Origin of the sequence: Ornithinimicrobium avium (assembly GCF_003351765.1) — a bacterium.
Taxonomy (GTDB): domain Bacteria; phylum Actinomycetota; class Actinomycetes; order Actinomycetales; family Dermatophilaceae; genus Ornithinicoccus; species Ornithinicoccus avius.
Window position 1 is genome coordinate 217,916 of record NZ_CP031229.1, and the last position, 17,674, is coordinate 235,589.

At 73.6% G+C, this 17,674-nt stretch carries 15 protein-coding genes; 12 read left to right on the forward strand and 3 right to left on the reverse strand.

Features of this window, described 5'->3' with window-relative positions:
- Positions 1 to 47: 47 nt before the first annotated feature.
- From DV701_RS01005 to DV701_RS01030, 6 genes are read left to right on the forward strand one after another with little or no spacing between them, the layout of a single operon-like run.
- Positions 48 to 2,030, forward strand: a complete 1,983-nt coding sequence (locus tag DV701_RS01005) for a TIGR03960 family B12-binding radical SAM protein (RefSeq protein WP_114926711.1) — start codon at positions 48 to 50, stop codon at positions 2,028 to 2,030.
- A gap of 36 nt (positions 2,031 to 2,066) precedes the next feature.
- The gene (mvk, locus tag DV701_RS01010; protein WP_202863588.1) at positions 2,067 to 3,062 is read left to right on the forward strand and encodes a mevalonate kinase; all 996 of its coding nucleotides are present in this window, start codon (positions 2,067 to 2,069) and stop codon (positions 3,060 to 3,062) included.
- Positions 3,059 to 4,069 carry a diphosphomevalonate decarboxylase gene (gene mvaD, locus DV701_RS01015; protein ID WP_114926712.1) on the forward strand — a complete coding sequence of 337 codons (1,011 nt, stop codon included), beginning with the start codon at positions 3,059 to 3,061 and terminating at the stop codon, positions 4,067 to 4,069. The genes mvk and mvaD overlap by 4 nt, the downstream gene beginning before the upstream one ends.
- Complete coding sequence (locus DV701_RS01020) at positions 4,066 to 5,160, forward strand: phosphomevalonate kinase (RefSeq protein ID WP_114926713.1); 1,095 nt, start codon at positions 4,066 to 4,068, stop codon at positions 5,158 to 5,160. The genes mvaD and DV701_RS01020 overlap by 4 nt, the downstream gene beginning before the upstream one ends.
- On the forward strand, positions 5,157 to 6,293 hold the full coding sequence (gene fni / locus DV701_RS01025) for a type 2 isopentenyl-diphosphate Delta-isomerase (protein WP_202863589.1): 1,137 nt from the start codon (positions 5,157 to 5,159) through the stop codon (positions 6,291 to 6,293). Before DV701_RS01020 ends, fni begins: the two co-directional genes overlap by 4 nt.
- Positions 6,290 to 7,357 carry a hydroxymethylglutaryl-CoA reductase gene (locus DV701_RS01030; protein ID WP_114926714.1) on the forward strand — a complete coding sequence of 356 codons (1,068 nt, stop codon included), beginning with the start codon at positions 6,290 to 6,292 and terminating at the stop codon, positions 7,355 to 7,357. Before fni ends, DV701_RS01030 begins: the two co-directional genes overlap by 4 nt.
- Positions 7,358 to 7,408: 51 nt before the next feature.
- Here DV701_RS01030 and DV701_RS01035 read toward each other — a convergent pair whose 3' ends face one another.
- From DV701_RS01035 to serC, 3 genes are all read right to left on the reverse strand, one after another.
- A complete protein-coding gene (locus DV701_RS01035; RefSeq protein WP_114926715.1) occupies positions 7,409 to 7,618 on the reverse strand; it encodes a dodecin in 210 nt (69 codons plus the stop codon).
- Positions 7,619 to 7,720: 102 nt separating this feature from the next.
- A complete protein-coding gene (locus DV701_RS01040; RefSeq protein ID WP_114926716.1) occupies positions 7,721 to 8,911 on the reverse strand; it encodes a phosphoglycerate dehydrogenase in 1,191 nt (396 codons plus the stop codon).
- 3 nt (positions 8,912 to 8,914) lie between these two features.
- A complete protein-coding gene (gene serC, locus DV701_RS01045) occupies positions 8,915 to 9,994 on the reverse strand; it encodes a 3-phosphoserine/phosphohydroxythreonine transaminase (RefSeq protein ID WP_114926717.1) in 1,080 nt (359 codons plus the stop codon).
- A gap of 159 nt (positions 9,995 to 10,153) precedes the next feature.
- Between serC and DV701_RS01050 the strand changes: the two genes are divergently transcribed.
- The 6 genes from DV701_RS01050 to proB all read left to right on the forward strand — a co-directional run bounded on the left by DV701_RS01050 (position 10,154) and on the right by proB (position 17,670).
- Positions 10,154 to 10,912, forward strand: coding sequence for a TIGR03936 family radical SAM-associated protein (locus tag DV701_RS01050; protein ID WP_114926718.1), 759 nt, complete (start codon positions 10,154 to 10,156; stop codon positions 10,910 to 10,912).
- A gap of 322 nt (positions 10,913 to 11,234) precedes the next feature.
- Positions 11,235 to 14,021, forward strand: a complete 2,787-nt coding sequence (locus tag DV701_RS01055) for an Rne/Rng family ribonuclease (protein WP_228255143.1) — start codon at positions 11,235 to 11,237, stop codon at positions 14,019 to 14,021.
- Positions 14,022 to 14,181: 160 nt separating this feature from the next.
- On the forward strand, positions 14,182 to 14,496 hold the full coding sequence (gene rplU / locus DV701_RS01060) for a 50S ribosomal protein L21 (protein WP_114926720.1): 315 nt from the start codon (positions 14,182 to 14,184) through the stop codon (positions 14,494 to 14,496).
- A gap of 37 nt (positions 14,497 to 14,533) precedes the next feature.
- The gene (gene rpmA, locus DV701_RS01065; protein ID WP_114926721.1) at positions 14,534 to 14,806 is read left to right on the forward strand and encodes a 50S ribosomal protein L27; all 273 of its coding nucleotides are present in this window, start codon (positions 14,534 to 14,536) and stop codon (positions 14,804 to 14,806) included.
- Between the two features lie 122 nt (positions 14,807 to 14,928).
- A complete protein-coding gene (obgE, locus tag DV701_RS01070) occupies positions 14,929 to 16,443 on the forward strand; it encodes a GTPase ObgE (protein ID WP_114926722.1) in 1,515 nt (504 codons plus the stop codon).
- Positions 16,444 to 16,521: 78 nt separating this feature from the next.
- Entirely contained in the window at positions 16,522 to 17,670 is a 1,149-nt protein-coding gene (gene proB, locus DV701_RS01075) for a glutamate 5-kinase (RefSeq protein ID WP_114930521.1), read from the forward strand.
- Positions 17,671 to 17,674: the final 4 nt, after the last annotated feature.

Sequence of the window (17,674 nt, forward strand, 5' to 3'; positions counted from 1 at the left end):
GCCCGCGTCCACGACCGGACCGGGCGTGCACGCCATACGCTGTGGGCATGTCCGCGAGCCAGCCCACGGTCCCGACCAGCGCACCCGGCGCCTCGTTGCTGCCCGACCTGGAGCCGCTGCTGGAGGCGGTGAGCAAGCCGGTGCAGTACGTCGGCGGCGAGCTGAACTCCCAGGTCAAGGACTGGGAGTGCGGGGGTGAGCACACCGTGCGCTGGGCGCTGATGTATCCCGACGCCTACGAGATCGGGCTGCCCAACCAGGGCGTGATGATCCTCTACGAGGTCCTCAACGAGCAGCCCGACGTGCTGGCTGAGCGCACCTACGCGGTCTGGCCGGACCTGGAGGCGCGGATGCGCGGGGCGGGGGTCCCGCAGTTCACCGTCGACGGGCACCGCGCAGTCCGCGACTTCGACGTGCTGGGGCTGTCCTTCTCCACCGAGCTGGGCTACACCAACATGCTGACCGCGATCGACCTGGCCGGCATCCCCCTGCACGCGGCCGACCGCGGGCAGGACGACCCGCTCGTGATCGCCGGGGGCCACGCGAGCTTCAACCCCGAGCCGGTCGCCGACTTCGTCGACGCGGTGATCGTCGGTGACGGGGAGGAGGCGGTGCTGCACGCCTCGCGGATCATCAGGGCGTGGAAGGAGGCGGGCCGTCCCGACGGCCGCCAGGGGCTGCTGCTCGAGCTCGCCCGCACCGGCGGCGTCTACGTGCCCGCGTTCTACGACGTGAGCTACCTGCCCGACGGGCGCATCCGGCGCGTCGCGCCCAGGCCGGAGCTGCACGGGGTGCCCTGGCGGGTGTCCAAGCACACCGTGATGGACCTGGACGCCTGGCCCTACCCCAAGCAGCCTCTGGTCCCCGTCACCGAGAGCGTGCACGAGCGGATGAGCGTGGAGATCTTCCGCGGCTGCACGCGCGGCTGTCGCTTCTGCCAGGCCGGGATGATCACCCGCCCGGTCCGCGAGCGGTCGATCACCGGGATCGGCGAGATGGTCGAGCGGGGTCTGCAGGCGACCGGCCTGGACGAGGTGGGCCTGCTCTCCCTGTCCTCGGCCGACCATTCCGAGATCAGGGAGATCACGACCGGGCTGGCCGACCGCTACGAGGGCACCCAGACCGGGCTGTCCCTGCCGTCCACCCGCGTGGACGCCTTCAACATCGACCTGGCCAACGAGCTCACCCGCAACGGCCGCCGCTCCGGGCTCACCTTCGCGCCCGAGGGCGGCACCGAGCGGATGCGCAGGGTGATCAACAAGATGGTCTCCGAGGAGGACCTGATCAGCACCGTCGCGGCGGCCTACGCCGCCGGCTGGCGGCAGGTCAAGCTCTACTTCATGTGCGGGCTGCCGACCGAGACCGACGAGGACGTGCTGGCGATCGGTGACCTCGCCAAGAAGGTCATCGACACCGGCCGGGAGGTCTCCGGGCGCCGCGACATCCGCTGCACCGTCTCCATCGGCGGCTTCGTCCCCAAGGCGCACACCCCCTTCCAGTGGGCCGCCCAGCTGGGCTGGGAGGAGACCGACGCGCGGCTGGCGAGGCTGCGGGCGGCGGTCCGGGCAGACCGACGCTACGGGTCGGCGATCGGCTTCCGCTACCACGACGGGCAGCCGGGGGTCGTCGAGGGACTGCTGTCCCGTGGCGACCGGCGCCTGGGCGCGGTCGTGGAGGAGGTATGGCGCGCCGGCGCCCGGTTCGACGGGTGGAGCGAGCACTTCTCCTTCGAGCGCTGGATGGCTGCCGCCCGGACGGCGCTCGCCGACCAGCCCGTCGACGTCGCCTGGTACACCACCCGCGAGCGCGGCGAGCACGAGGTGCTGCCGTGGGACCACATCGACGCGGGGCTTGACAAGGAGTGGCTCTGGGAGGACTGGCTCGACGCGCTCGAGGGGCGCGAGGTCGAGGACTGCCGGTGGACGCCCTGCTTCGACTGCGGCGTCTGCCCGCAGCTGGGCACCGAGATCCAGACCGGCCCCACGGGCCGGACGCTGCTGCCCCTGACGGTGGTCCGACCCGCCGGATGAGGCCCCCGGCCCGGTCTGCGCCGTACCCTTGGGCCTGTGACCGACCAGGCCGCCACCACACACCTGCCCGTGCAGAGGACTGATCCCCCCGCCGCGGTGGGCCCCGACCCGTCCGGGACCGGCTACGCGCACGCCAAGGCCATCCTGCTGGGTGAGCACGCCGTCGTCTACGGCACGCCGGCCCTCGCCGTCCCGGTGCACGGCCTCGGGGTCGAGGCGCGCGTGTGGCCCGCGCCGGAGGGCGTGCACGTCGACAGCGAGCTCTTCGCCGGCGACGCGTCGACCGCGCCGGGGCTGGTCCGCCCCGTCGTCACAGCCCTGTCCGCGGCACTCGACCTCGTCGGGCTCGGTCACGGCGCGAAGGTGCGCATCCTGAGCTCGTTGCCGCACGAGCGGGGCCTGGGCTCCAGCGCTGCCGTGGCGGCGGCCGTGGCCCGGGCCGTGGCCGGCCTGGCCGGCGTCGAGCTGGGGCCGGACGCGCTCTACAAGGTCGTGCAGGAGGCCGAGCGGCACTCCCACGGCAACCCCAGCGGCCTGGACGCCAGGGCCGTCGTGGCCGACACCCCGATCCGCTTCCAGCGGGGGAGGGTCGCGCCCGTCCCGGTCGGGACGACCACGACCTTCGTGCTGGCCGACTCCGGCATGGCCGGGTCCACCGCCCGGTCCGTGGCCGGGGTGCGCGAGCGGCTCGAGGCCGACCCGTCCGCCGTGGAGCGGACCTTCGCCCGCATCGCCGACCTGGTCGAGGAGGGGGCCCGACAGCTGGCGCACGGAGACCTCGCCGCGCTCGGCACCGCCCTGTCCGAGGACCACCGGCTGCTGGCGTGGCTCGGGGTGAGCAACGAGGTCCTGGACAGGCTCGTGGCCGCGGCCACCGCGGCCGGCTCGGCGGGCGCCAAGCTCACCGGCGGAGGTCAGGGCGGCTGCGTCATCGCGCTCGCCGACTCCGAGGACCACGCCGACGAGCTGGCGACCGCGCTGCGCGGGGCGGGCGCGGCCCGCACCTGGACAACCACGGTGCCGGCCGCATGAGCGCCGTCACCGCGCGCGCCCATCCCAACATCGCGCTGATCAAGTACTGGGGCAAGAAGGACGAGGAGCTCATCCTGCCGGTCGCCGGAAGCCTCAGCCTGACGCTCGACGCGTTCGCGACCACGACGAGCGTGGAGCTGCGCGAGGGCCTCGCCGAGGACCGCCTCGAGCTCGACGGCCTCGTCCGGGACGGGGAACAGCTGGCACGCGTGTCCGCCTTCCTCGACCACGTGCGCTCGCTCGCCGGGGCGAGCGGGCGGGCCGTGGTCCGCTCGGTCAACGAGGCGCCGACCGCCGCCGGCCTGGCCTCGTCCGCCTCCGGCTTCGCCGCGCTGGCCATGGCGGCCTCCGCCGCCTACGGGCTGGACCTCGACGCCCGGGGGTTGAGCCGGCTGGCCCGCCGCGGCTCGGGCTCGGCCGCCCGGTCCCTGGTCGACGGCGTGGCGGTCTGGCACGCCGGCACGGACGACGAGTCGTCCTACGCGGAGGCGGTGCCCGCGCCGCCGATGGGGATGGTCATCGCCACCGTGGACGGCGGACCCAAGGCGGTCTCCAGCCGGGAGGCGATGCGCCGTACGGTGCAGACCTCGCCCTACTTCTCCGCCTGGGTGAGCAGCACCGAGGACTACCTGGAGCGGATGGTCACGGCGTGCCGCGCCGGCGACTTCACCACGATCGGGCAGCTCACCGAGGCGCACGCGCTGCGGATGCACGCGCTCATCGCCTCCACCGAGCCGCCGATCCGCTACCTGCGCCCCCGCAGCGTCGAGGTCTTCGACGCGGTCGCCGGGCTGCGCGAGGACGGCGTGGAGGCGTGGGCGACCGCCGACGCGGGACCCAACGTGGCCGTGCTTGTCCAGCCGCAGGGCGCCGCGGAGACGGCCGCGCGGCTGGCCGCGATCGTCGGTGTCGACCAGGTGCGCGTCGTCGGCGCCGGGCCTGGAGCGCACCTGCTCCCCGAGGGCTGCGAGGTGCCGCCGGCCCCGGGGACGGGGACCCAGGAGTGATCTGCACCAGCGCCCCCGGGAAGCTCTACGTCGCCGGCGAGTATGCCGTGGTCGACCCCGGCCAGCCGGCCGTCCTCGTGGCCGTGGACCGGCGGCTGACGGTCCGGCTGGACGAGCCCGCCGAGGCGGGCGTGGGCAGGGTTCACTCCGACGTCTACCCCACGGGTCCGCTCACCTGGGGCAGGGAGGCCGGCAGCGGGGAGGTCGTGGTCGCCCACGACGCGCGCGACCACGTCGGCGCCACGCTGCGCACCGTCGACCGGCTGCGGGCCGAGCGTGGGCTGGCGCCGGGCTGCTTCGACGTGCGGATCTCCTCGGACCTGGAGGACGAGGAGGGCCGCAAGCTGGGCCTGGGCTCCTCCGGCGCGGTCGTGGTCGCGCTCGTCGCGGCCCTCGACCGGTTCTACCGGCTGGGCCTGACCCCGGTGCAGCGCTTCCAGGTGGCCCTGCTGGCCACCGTGCAGGTCTCGCCGCGCGCCTCTGGCGGAGACCTCGCGGCGAGCACGTTCGGCGGATGGGTCCGCTACACGGCGCCGGACCGCGCCACGCTCGCCCGGGCGCTGCCCCTGGAGCCGGTGTCCGCGCTGCTCGGCTCGGACGCCTGGGAGACCTTCGACGTCCAGCAGCTCCCTGTGCCACCGGACCTGGACCTGCTCGTCGGCTGGACCGGCTCGCCCGCCTCCACCGACCTGCTCGTCGCCGGCGTGCACGGGGTGGACGCGGACGCCGTGGCCCGCCGCGCGGACTTCCTCGCCGCCAGCAGCGACTGCGTGGGTGACCTCGTCGCCGGGCTGCGCTGCGACCCGGCCCGCGCGATGGACGCGGTGCGCCGGGCGCGTCGTCTGCTCCAGGAGCTCGGCCGCGACTCGGGCACGACCATCGAGACCGAACGGCTGCGGGTGCTGTGCGCCGTCGCCGAGCAGCACGGCGCGGCGGCCAAGCCCTCCGGCGCGGGCGGCGGCGACTGCGGGGTCGCACTGGTCCCGGCGGCCGCCTCCTCGGCCGGTATCCTTGCCGGGTGGGAGGCTCACGGCATACGGCACCTCGACCTGTCGGTCTCCCCACCCTCGGAAAGGAGCCCCGGCCCGTGAGCCACGACCTGCACCGCGCCGCGCGCAAGGACGACCACGTCAGGCTCGCCGAGGAGCAGCAGCTGCGGCTCCCACCGTCGGAGTTCGACGACCTCGAGTTCGTCCACCACGCCCTGGGCGGGGTGAGCACCGAGGAGGTCGAGCTGTCCGTGCAGGTGCACCGGTGGCGGTGGCCGACCCCCTTCTACGTCAACGGGATGACCGGCGGGACGGACCTCACCGGGCGGATCAACCGTGAGCTCGCCGTCGCGGCCCGTGAGACCGGTATGCCGATGGCCTGCGGCTCGGTCTCGATCGCCCTGGACGACCCCGACGCCGCCCGCGGCTTCACGGTGATCCGCGAGGAGAACCCGGACGGCTTCGTGATGGCCAACCTGGGGGCGGGCCGCAGCGGCGAGGACGCCGTGCGCGCCGTCGAGCTCCTCGGCGCCGACGCCCTGCAGCTGCATCTCAACGCGGTCCAGGAGACCGCGATGCCGGAGGGCAGCCGCGACTTCTCCGACTGGCGCCGTTCGGTCGCCGAGGTGGTTGCGGCCTCGCCGGTCCCGGTCGTGGTCAAGGAGGTCGGTTTCGGCCTGAGCCGGAGCACCCTGGAGGTGCTGGCGGACCTCGGAGTGCCGGTGGCCGACGTGAGCGGTCGCGGCGGCACCGACTTCCTCAGCATCGAGAACGCACGCCGGGACCTCCTCACCGGCCCCGACTACTCCGTGCTCAGCGGTTTCGGCCAGTCGGCGCTCGCCTGCCTGCTGGACGCGCCCGCGCACGCCCCCGTGCTGCTCGCCTCCGGCGGCGTCCGCAACCCCTTCGACGTGGTCAAGGCGCTCGCGTCGGGCGCCCGGGCGGTCGGTGTGGCCGGGACCTTCCTCAAGACGGTGCTGGACGGCGGGGCCGAGGCGCTCGTGCCGCTCGTGCACGCCTGGGCCGGGCAGACCGCGGCGATCCTGGCGCTCCTGGGCGCGCGCACCCCCGCCGACCTGGGCCGCACCGACCTGATCGTCCGCGGACGGCTGGGGGAGTTCTGCCGCCTGCGCGGCGTCGACCTCGTCCAGCTCAGCCAGCGCTCGTCCGCCCCCCGACCGTCCTGGTCGGCCCCGTCCCCCGCACACCCCGGCAACGAGGACCGCACCCCGTGAAGAACGTCTCCACCCCCTCCACCCTCGTCCCGACCAGCTGGGTCGGCCCGATCCGCGTCAGCGGCGACGCCGTGGAGGGGGAGATCTCGGTGCCGCTGGCCACCTACGAGAGCCCGCTGTGGCCCTCGGTCGGCCGCGGCGCCCGCGTCTCCCGGCAGGTGGAGGGTGGCATCAAGGTGGTCGTCCTCGGTGAGCGGATGACGCGCTCGGTGCTCTTCTCCGCGCCCGACGCTGCCGTCGCCCACGCCGGTGCGCTGGCCGTCCAGTCCCGGCTCGGCGAGCTGCAGGACGTGGTCGCGCAGGCCAGCAGGTTCGCCCAGCTGATCGAGGCGCACCCCGAGGTGGTGGGCAACCTGCTCTTCGTCCGCTTCGCGTTCACGACCGGTGACGCGTCCGGCCACAACATGGTGACCGGCGCGGCGGACGCTCTCATGGAGCGGATCCTGTCCTGGGGGACCGGCCTGGGCTACGGGTCGATCTCCGGCAACTACTGCTCGGACAAGAAGGCCACCGCGGTCAACGGCATCCTCGGGCGCGGCCGCAATGTCGTCGCCGACATCCTGCTGCCGCACGACCTGCTGGCCTCCGGGCTGCGCACCGACGCGCGGAAGATGGTCGACCTGGTCGTGCGCAAGAACCTGGTCGGCAGCACGATCGCCGGTGCGATCCGCTCGGCCAACGCGCACTACGCCAACATGCTGCTGGCCTTCTACCTGGCCACCGGCCAGGACGCGGCCAACATCGTGGAGGGCTCCCAGGGCATCACCTTCGCCGAGGAGCGCCCCGAGGGCCTCTACTTCTCCTGCACGCTTCCGCACCTGATCGTCGGGACCGTCGGCAACGGCAAGCACCTGCCGCACGTCGAGCACAACCTGGCCCGGCTCGGCTGCCGCGAGCAGCGCGAGACGGGCGCCAACGCGCGTCGGCTCGCCGGCCTGATCGCCGCGACCGTGCTGTGCGGCGAGCTGTCGCTGCTCGCGGCGCAGACCAACCCGGGCGAGCTGATGGCGGCGCATCACCGGCTCGAGCGCGGCACGCCCGAGGGGACGCCCGGCGGGGGCTGAGCACCTCGACGAGTGCGCCGCGGCGCCCGGGGCCCTCCCCGGGGGCCGGCCTCACTCGTCGACGCGGAAGCCGACCTTGACGGCCACCTGCCAGCTGGCGACGGCGCCCTCGCGAAGGTGGCCGCGGATCTCGGTCACCTCGAACCAGTCGAGGTTGCGCACCGACCTCGCCGTGGTCGCGATCGCGTTGTCGACGGCGGCCTCGAGCCCGTCCGGCGAGCTGCCGACGACCTCGGACACCTTGTAGACGTGGTTGCTCATGACCGACCTCCTGGACTGCCGGGGGCCGGGGGCCGACCCCTCACGAGGAACCTTAGTGCGGACCGCGCCAGGCCGCCCGTGGCAGGATCCCGCGCCACCGGGTCAGCCGTCGATCTTGCGGGCCCGCACGATGCCGTCGATCGCCAGGATCTGCTCCTTGAGCTCGTCGTGGACCGCGCCCTCGACGTCGACGAGGGTGTAGGCGTACTCGCCCTTGGCCTTGTTGGTGAACTCGGCGACGTTGAGCCCGGCCTCGGCCAGGGCGGCGGTGATCTGCCCGATCATGTTCGGCTTGTTCTCGTTGAACATGCCCAGGCGGGTGGTGCCCGGCTGGCGCGTCATCACGACCTCCGGGAAGTTCACCGCGTTGCGGATGTTGCCGTTGAGCAGGTAGTCGGAGAGCTGGTCCACGGCCATCACCGCGCAGTTGTCCTCGGCCTCCCCGGTGGAGGCGCCCAGGTGCGGCAGCGCGATGACCCGCGGGTGCACCGCCCCGGCGACGGTGGGGAAGTCGTTGACGTAGCAGCGCAGGTGCCCCGAGTCCAGGGCCGCCAGCACCGCGCCCTCGTCGACGACGCCCCCGCGGGCGAAGTTGAGGACGACGCCGCCGGACGGCATGAGGGCGATCCGCGCCGCGTCGACCATGCCCCTGGTGCCCTCGACCAGCGGCACGTGCAGGGTGACCATGTCGGCGCGGGAGAAGAGTTCCTCGACGCTGGTGACCTGCTCCACGGACGGGGAGAGCTGCCAGGCGTTCTTGATCGTCACCGCCGGGTCGTAGCCCAGGACCTTCAGCGCCAGCGACTGCGCGGCGTTGGCGACGAGGACGCCGATCGAGCCCAGACCGACCACGCCGAGGGTGCGGCCGGGCAGCTCGAAGCCGGCGAACTTCTTCTTGCCGGCCTCGACCCGGAGTTCGAGCTCCTTGCCCGAGAGCCCCTGGTCGGCGACCAGGGACCGGGTGTAGTCCGCGGCGTGGTAGAGGTTGCGCGCCGCGAGCAGCATGCCGGCGATGACCAGCTCCTTGACCGCGTTGGCGTTGGCGCCGGGGGTGTTGAAGACCGGGATGCCCAGGGCGGCCAGCTTGTCGACCGGGATGTTGTTGGTGCCCGCGCCGGCCCGGGCCACGGCGTAGAGCTGGGGGGGCAGCTCGACGGAGTGCAGGTCGGCCGAGCGCAGCAGGATCGCCCTGGGCGACTCGATGTCGGTGCCCACGTCGAAACGGTCCCGGTCGAGGCGCTGCAGGCCCACCGGGCTGATGGCGTTCATCGTCTTGATGGCGAACTTCGTCATGGGTCAGCCGTTCTGCTTCTCGAAGTCGGTCATGAGGTCCACGAGGGCCTGGACGCCCTCGATCGGCATCGCGTTGTAGAGGCTGGCGCGCATGCCTCCCACGCTGCGGTGCCCCCCGAGCCCGGACAGCCCGGCCTCCGCCGCGGCCTCGAGGAAGGGTTTCTCCAGCGCCGGGTCGGGCACCAGGAAGGGCACGTTCATCCACGAGCGGGCCGACGCCTCCACCGGGCTGGAGTAGAACCCGGAGCCGTCGATCGCCCGGTAGAGCAGGTCGGCCTTGTCCCTGTTGCGGACGGCCATCGCGGGGAGCCCGCCCTGCTCCTCGACCCACTCCAGCACCAGGCCGACGAGGTACCAGGCCAGCGTCGGGGGAGTGTTGAGCATGGAGCCGGCCCCGGCCATCGCCGTCCAGTCCAGCACCGCCGGGGTCTCCTGGCGGGCGCGGTCCAGCAGGTCCTTGCGGACGATGACCAGGGTCAGGCCCGCAGGACCGAGGTTCTTCTGGGCACCCGCGTAGATCACGCCATACCTGCTGACGTCCAGCGGGCGGGAGAGGATCGTCGAGCTGGCGTCGGTGACCAGCGGCACGTCCCCGGCATCGGGGACGTACGGGAACTCCACGCCACCGATCGTCTCGTTGAGCGTGTAGTGCAGGTAGGCCGCGTCGCCGGGGACCTGCAGGGACCCCTCGGCCGGGACCGTGGAGTAGTTCGTCGGGGCCTCGTCGGCGACCGTGCGGACCTCGAGGTACTTCTCGGCCTCGCTGATGGCCTTCCTGCTCCACGCGCCGGTGCTCACGTAGGCGGCGGTGGCGCCGGGACCGGCGAGGTTGAGGGGCACCGCGGCGAACTGACCGGTCGCGCCCCCCTGGAGGAAGAGCACGGCGTAGTCCTCCGGCACGCCCAGCAGGGAGCGAAGCCGGGCCTCGGCCGCCTCGGCGATCCCGACGAACTCCTTGCTGCGGTGGGACATCTCCATCACCGACATGCCGGACCCGCTCCAGTCCAGCAGCTCGGACTGGGCGCGCTCGAGGACCTCCACGGGCATGGTCGCTGGGCCGGCGGAGAAGTTGTAGACGCGCACTGGCTCACACCTTAGGTCGGGGACGTGGTGGCACCGGGGCGCGCACGCACGACCCGGCCGGGCTCGGCGTCGAGCGTAGGGCTACGTTATCCCCGGCCCCCCTCAGGCACGAAGCCCCGTCGCTGTGGCGTCGCGCACGTGCGCGGTAGCGTGCCCGCCATGGCCGCTCCCCGACGCGTCCCCGAGGGACCTGCACCAGACCCGGCCGTGCAGCGGCTGCGCATCCGCTACGCCAAGCGCGGACGGATGCGGTTCACCTCGACCCGGGACTTCCAGCGCGCGCTGGAGCGGGCCGTGAGGCGCGCCGGACTGCCGGTGGCCTTCTCCGGCGGGTTCCACCCGCACCCCAAGATCTCCTACGCCAACGCCGCACCGACCGGCGCCGCGAGCGAGGCGGAGTACGTCGAGGTCGCCCTCTGCGAGCTGGTCGACCCGTCAGGGGTGGCGGCCCTGCTGGACGCCTCCCTGCCCGTGGGGCTGGACGTGGTCGAGGTCGTCGACGCCGACGACCTGGACGGCGCGCTCGCGGACCGGCTGCAGGGCAGCCTCTGGGCGCTGCGGTTCCGGGCCGGGGGCACGGACCTGGAGGGTATGGCGTCCGCCGTCACCGCGCTCCTCGCGGCACCGCGCGTCACGGTCACGCGGATGATGAAGAAGGGGCCACGCGAGCTGGACGTGCGCGAGGCGTTGCTGGACCTGCGCCAGAGCGTCGACCCGCTCCCGGCGGTGCCGGTGCAGGAGGGCGACGTGGTGCTGCTCGCCGCTCTCCTGCACCTGACCCCCACGGTGCGCCCCGACGAGCTCTGGGCCGCGCTGCGGGAGGTTTCCGGGCTCGACCTGTCGCGCCCGGTCAGCACCAGGCTGCGGCAGGGGCCGGTGGTCGACGGCACCGTCGCGGAGAGCCTCGACGCGCGCTGAGCAGCCGGCGATGCGGCCGGGGAGCGAGCGCTGTGAGATACTTCCCACGGCCGGGCAGAAGTGCCACACCGCTGTCCGACCCGGTGCGGTCCACCCGCTGTGCGGCAAGCCTGCCGGCACGCGCGACGCCCTCGACTGAGCGTCGACGAGACCCCACCGGCCCGTCGGGGCCGCGCCCACCGCGCGAACCGACGCGGTACCAAGGACGACTTCCGTCCACGGCCCGCCCGGGTCGGGACGACTGCACCCGCACCGCGCGGGGGAGCGGGCCGGATCGGCCCCGAGGTGTGGGCTCGGCCGTGCGGCTGAGGAAGGACACACCGTGTCTGACGAGACGGACCGCACCACCGACGTGGAACAGGCACCGGGCGACGACCGGCACGACCGGGCCGTGGCGCTCATCGCCGAGACCCAGGCCCTGTTCACCGCCGCGACGTTCCCGGCGAGGGGGTCGGACCCCCAGGACGACCAGGACCTCGCCGCCGCCGACGACGACGAAGACACCAACGACGACAGCGACGACGACAGCGACAGCGACAGCGACAGCGACGACACGGACGAGGACGGGTCCGCGGACGGGACGGCCGGTCAGAGCGTGCCGTCCTTCGGTGTCCTCTTCCAGGCGCCTGACCTCAGCGACGTGCCGCGCCGGCGCTCCAGGCGCGCGACGTCGGCCGTGACCGCCCCGGTCGAGCGGCAGGACGAGGACGAGGACGACCAGACCCACGACGAGGGATCCGACGACTCCGGCGAGGACGACGGCCCGGGTTCTCGCGCCGGTCGTCGCCGGCGCCGGGGCGGCAAGGGACGGCGCGGCCGAACCTCTTCCGACCAGGGGGAGGACGACGACGACGGGTCGCAGTCCGCCGGCTCGGCCGACGCCGGCGGGAAGGAGCAGACCGAGAGCACCGACCAGGGGGAGACGGAGCAGGAGGGCAGTGGCACCGCGCGTCGTCGCAGCCGCCGGGGACGGGGCACCGGCACCGGCCAGCACGACGACGGCCGGTCCGCGGACGCGAAGGACGAGGCGAGCGCCGAGGACGCCGGCACCTCGGAGGACGACGACTCCTCCAGCACCCGGAGGCGGCGCCGCCGCCGGCGCAGCGGGGAGTCCGGCTCCGGCGAGCGGTCGGCACGCGACGAGGTGACCTCGCTGAAGGGGTCGACCCGGCTGGAGGCCAAGCGCCAGCGCCGGCGGGAGGGCCGCGAGGCCGGCCGGCGTCGCACGATCATCACCGAGGCGGAGTTCCTCGCGCGGCGCGAGAGCGTCGAGCGCGTCATGGTCGTGCGCGGCCTGGAGGACCGGACCCAGATCGCGGTGCTCGAGGACGGCGTGCCGGTGGAGCACTACGTGTCCCGCTCGGCGCAGACCACGATGGCCGGCAACGTCTACCTCGGGCGGGTGCAGAACGTGCTGCCCAGCATGGAGGCGGCCTTCGTCGACATCGGCAAGGGACGCAACGCCGTCCTCTACGCCGGTGAGGTGAACTGGGACGCGGCCGGCATGTCCTCCGGGCAGCCCAAGCGCATCGAGAACGCCCTGAAGTCCGGTCAGACGGTCCTGGTCCAGGTGACCAAGGACCCGATCGGGCACAAGGGTGCCCGGCTCACCTCGCAGGTCTCGCTGCCGGGGCGCTACCTGGTCTACGTGCCCGGCAGCTCGATGACCGGAATCTCGCGCAAGCTGCCGGACACCGAGCGCGCCCGGCTGAAGAAGATCCTCAAGGAGGTCGTCCCGGACGACGTGGGCGTGATCGTCCGCACGGCCGCCGAGGGCGCCTCGGAGGCCGAGCTTCGCGCCGACGTCGAGCGGCTCTCCTCCACCTGGGAGCGGATCCAGAAGAAGTCCGGGAGCGCCAACGCCCCTGCCCTTCTCCACGGGGAGCCGGACATGACCGTCCGGGTCATCCGTGACGTCTTCACCGAGGACTTCGCCAAGCTCGTGGTCGCCGGCGACGAGGCCTGGACCGAGGTCAAGCGCTACATCGACGACGTCGCCCCCGACCTCGCCGACCGCGTCGAGAAGCACACCGGCACCCAGGACGCCTTCACGGCCTACCGCGTGCACGAGGCGATCGCCAAGGCGATGGACCGCAAGGTGTGGCTGCCCTCCGGCGGCTCCCTGGTCATCGACCGCACCGAGGCGATGACCGTCGTCGACGTCAACACCGGCAAGTTCACCGGCTCCGGGGGCAACCTCGAGGAGACGGTGACCAAGAACAACATCGAGGCGGCCGAGGAGATCGTGCGCCAGCTGCGGCTGCGGGACATCGGCGGCATCATCGTCATCGACTTCATCGACATGGTGCTGGAGAGCAACCGCGACCTCGTCGTGCGTCGGCTCCTGGAGTGCCTGGGCCGGGACCGGACCAAGCACCAGGTGGCCGAGGTGACCTCCCTCGGCCTGGTCCAGATGACCCGCAAGCGGGTCGGCTCCGGTCTCATCGAGGTCTTCTCCGAGACCTGCGCCCACTGCGCCGGCCGGGGGATCATCGTGCAGACCGAGCCGGCGCACCGCCACGGGAACGGCAACGGCGGCTCCGAGGACTCCGGCGGCCGACGCGGCCGCAGCAAGGGCCGGTCCGGCTCGTCCTCCGGCGGCGGCGAGGGCAGGACTGCCCAGCAGCCGTCGAAACCGACCGGACCGACGCCGGCGCAGATCGCGGCCGCGGCGCACGCGGCGGCGGTGCAGGCCGGCGAGAAGCCGGTCGCGGCCGAGACGGCCGCCGACCCGGTGGCCGGGGGGCAGGCCATGTCCACGCCCGGCACTGCGGTCGAGCAGGCTGTCTCCGAGCAGGCTGTCTCCGAGCAGGCTGCGACCGAGCAGCCGGCCACCAAGCGGCGCGCGGCCAAGCGGTCCCCCGCGAGGCCGGCCGCCGAGCAGCCGGCCGCCGAGCAGCCGGCCGCCGAGCAGCCGGCCGACGAGCGTTCCGCTGACCAGGAGCCGGCCGCTGACGAGCCCGCACGTGAGCCCGCCCCGGTGGTGGAGGCCGCACTGGCTCCCGCCCCGAAGCGGCGTCGGCGAGGCCGCGTGGTCGCACCCGCCGGGCCCCCGACCGGGGCCCCCGAGGGCGGGCCGGCGACCGGGCCGGCGACCGACCCCGCCTGAGCCTGCGCCCGGTTTGGTCAGGGCGGCCCGGGCACGGTAGTCTGGTGCGTCGGTTCGCCCCGGTCCGGGACGGGTCTAGAGACGCATCCGTGAGGCGGCGGCTCGACCCAGACCGCCGGGAGCTGCATACCTACCCAAGACTGCAGGAAGTGAGTTCAACGTGTACGCGATCGTCCGTGCTGGCGGCCGCCAGGAGAAGGTCTCCGTCGGCGACGTGCTGACCATCGACAAGGTCTCTGCCGAGGTTGCCGCGGGCGACACCGTCGAGTTCCCTGCCCTGCTCCTGGTGGACGGCTCCGCCGTGACCACCGACGCCGACGCCCTGGGCAAGGCCGTCGTCAGGGCCGAGGTCATGGGTGCGACCAAGGGCCCCAAGATCGTCATCCAGAAGTACAAGAACAAGACCGGGTACAAGAAGCGCCAGGGCCACCGCCAGCCGCTGACCCAGGTCAAGATCACCGCGATCGACGCCTGAGCGTCGCGACACCGGCTTTTTCCAAGGAGGCAGGCAGATGGCAACCAAGAAGGGTGCGTCCTCGACCAAGAACGGTCGTGACTCGAACGCCCAGCGCCTCGGCGTGAAGCGCTTCGGCGGGCAGGTCGTCGGCACCGGCGAGATCATCGTGCGCCAGCGCGGCACGCACTTCCACCCCGGCGAGGGCGTGGCCCGCGGGCGCGACGACACGCTCTTCGCGCTGGTCCCCGGCGTCGTGGAGTTCGGCTCCAAGCGCGGCCGCAAGACCGTGAACGTGGTCGCGTCCGACACCGCGACCGTCGACGCCTGAGCGCACGACCCGACAGCGACACCGCGACGCCGGTGGGGCCACGGCCCCGCCGGCGTCGCGGCGTCTGCGGACGCGGCCGCCCGGGCCGCGCACGCACCACATACCCCTGAGAGGATGACCACATGGCCAACTTCGTGGACCGGGTCGTGCTGCACCTGCGCGCCGGCAACGGCGGTCACGGCGTCGCCTCCGTGCACCGGGAGAAGTTCAAGCCGCTGGGCGGTCCGGACGGCGGCAACGGCGGGAGGGGCGCGGACATCGTCCTGCGCGTCGACCAGCAGGTGACCACGCTCATCGACTACCACCACGGCCCGCACCGCACCGCGCCCCACGGCCGCCCCGGCGAGGGGGGCGAGCGCAACGGTGCCCAGGGCGAGGACCTGGTGCTGCCGGTGCCCTCGGGCACGGTCGTCACCACCCGCGACGGGCAGGTGCTGGCCGACCTCGTGGGCGAGGGCGCCGAGTACGTCGCGGCCCGCGGCGGCCGCGGCGGACTGGGCAACAAGGCGCTCGCCTCGCAGCGCCGCAGGGCTCCGGGCTTCGCGCTCCTCGGCGAGCCGGGGGAGGAGGGCGAGGTCGTCCTCGAGCTCAAGACCCTCGCCGACGTCGCGCTCATCGGCTTCCCGTCCGCGGGCAAGTCCTCGCTGGTCTCGGTGCTCTCGGCCGCCCGGCCCAAGATCGCCGACTACCCCTTCACCACCCTGGTGCCCAACCTGGGCGTCGTCACCGCCGGCGGCGAACGGTTCACGATCGCCGACGTCCCCGGGCTGATCCCCGGCGCCTCGGAGGGCAAGGGCCTGGGCCTGCAGTTCCTCCGGCACGTCGAGCGCTGCCACGTGCTCGTGCACGTCATCGACTGCGCGACGCTGGAGCCGGGTCGCGACCCGCTCACCGACCTCGAGGTGATCGAGGCCGAGCTGGCGGCCTACGTGCCGCACGGGGAGCTGGGCGGCATCCCGCTGGCCGAGCGCGTCCGCGTGGTGGTCCTCAACAAGGCCGACGTGCCCGAGGCGCGCGAGCTCGCCGAGATGGTCCGGCCCGACCTCGAGTCCCAGGGGTATGAGGTCCACGTCGTCTCCGCGGTCGCTCACCAGGGCCTGAAGGAGCTGACCTTCTCCCTGGCCGCGCACGTGCGCCGGGCCCGGGCCGAGCAGGTCGCCCTCGAGCCCGCGCGCACCGTCGTGCGGCCCCGGGCCGTCGACGACGAGGGCTTCACCGTGCGCCGGGAGAACACCGCGCAGGGCGAGGTCTTCCGCGTGGTGGGGGAGCGGCCGACCCGGTGGGTGCACCAGACCGACTTCGCCAACGACGAGGCCGTCGGCTACCTGGCCGACCGGCTCAACCGTCTCGGGGTCGAGGACGGCCTGCTCAAGGCGGGTGCGGTCGCGGGGTCCACGGTCCTCATCGGCCCCGAGGACGACGCGGTCGTCTTCGACTGGGAGCCCACGATGGCAGCCGGCGCCGAGCTGCTCGGCTCCAGGGGCAGCGACCTGCGCCTGGACGAGCGCTCCCGGCCCACGCGCGCCGAGAAGCGCGACGCCTTCCACGCCCGCAAGGACGCCGAGACGGCCGTCCGGGAGGAGATGGAGGCCGAGCGCCGGGCGGGCCGGTGGTCCGACCCCGACCGGCGGGAGTGAGCCGACCCGTCCTGCGAGCACGCGACCCTGACCTGGGCGATGCATGGATATTCGGAGGACTGGAATAGTATGCCCTCCATGGCCAGCATCCCCGACCCCGGCATCGTCCGCGACGCGCGGAGGCTGGTCGTCAAGGTGGGCTCGTCCTCGCTGACCGGTCCCCGGGGCGGGCTGGACGGCTTCCGGGTGCAGGCCGTGGCCAGCACGCTGGCCAGGCGTGCCATGGACGGGGTGGAGATCGTCCTGGTCTCCTCCGGCGCGATCGCCGCCGGGATGGGGCCGCTGGGGCTGACCCGCCGGCCCAAGGACCTCGCGACCCAGCAGGCCGCGGCCAGCGCGGGTCAGGGCGTGCTGCTCAGCGCCTACGCCAACGCGTTCACGATGCACGGCGTCAAGGTCGGCCAGGTGCTGCTCACCGCCGACGACATGCACCGCCGCAGCCACTACGTCAACGCCTCGCGCACGCTCGAGCGGCTGCTGGAGCTGGAGATCCTGCCGATCATCAACGAGAACGACACGGTGGCCACCGACGAGATCCGCTTCGGGGACAACGACCGGCTCGCCGCCCTCGTGGCGCACCTGGTCAGCGCCGACGCCCTGCTGCTGCTCTCCGACGTGGACGCCCTCTACGACGGGCACCCGAGCACCCCCGGCACCCACCGGATCCGGCACGTGGCCTCCGCGGCCCAGATCGCCGACGTGGACGTCTCCGCGCACGGCTCGCAGGTGGGCACCGGCGGGATGGCCACCAAGGTCGCGGCCGCGCAGATGGCCACCGCCGAAGGCATCGGCGTGCTGCTCACCAGCGCCGAGCAGATGACGGCCGCCTTCGCCGGCGACGACGTCGGGACCCTGTTCACCCCGACCGGCACGCGCAGCCCCGCACGCCGCCGCTGGCTCGCCCACGCCACCGCGGCGACCGGCCGGGTGGTGCTGGACGCTGGCGCCGTCGAGGCGGTCGTGCGGCACCAGACCTCGCTGCTGCCGGTCGGCATCACGCGCGTCGACGGCCGCTTCGCCGCCGGCGACACCGTGGACCTGTGCGACCCGGAGGGCCACGTGGTGGCCCGTGGGCTCGTCGGCTACGACGCCCAGGAGCTGCGCCCGCTCGTCGGCCGCCGGCTCGACCGCGCCGGCGGGCTGCGCAACGGCGCACCCGCGCCCCGGCCCGTCGTGCGCCGGGACGATCTGGTCGTGCTCGGACCGGGCACGCTGCCCATACCCTGACCCC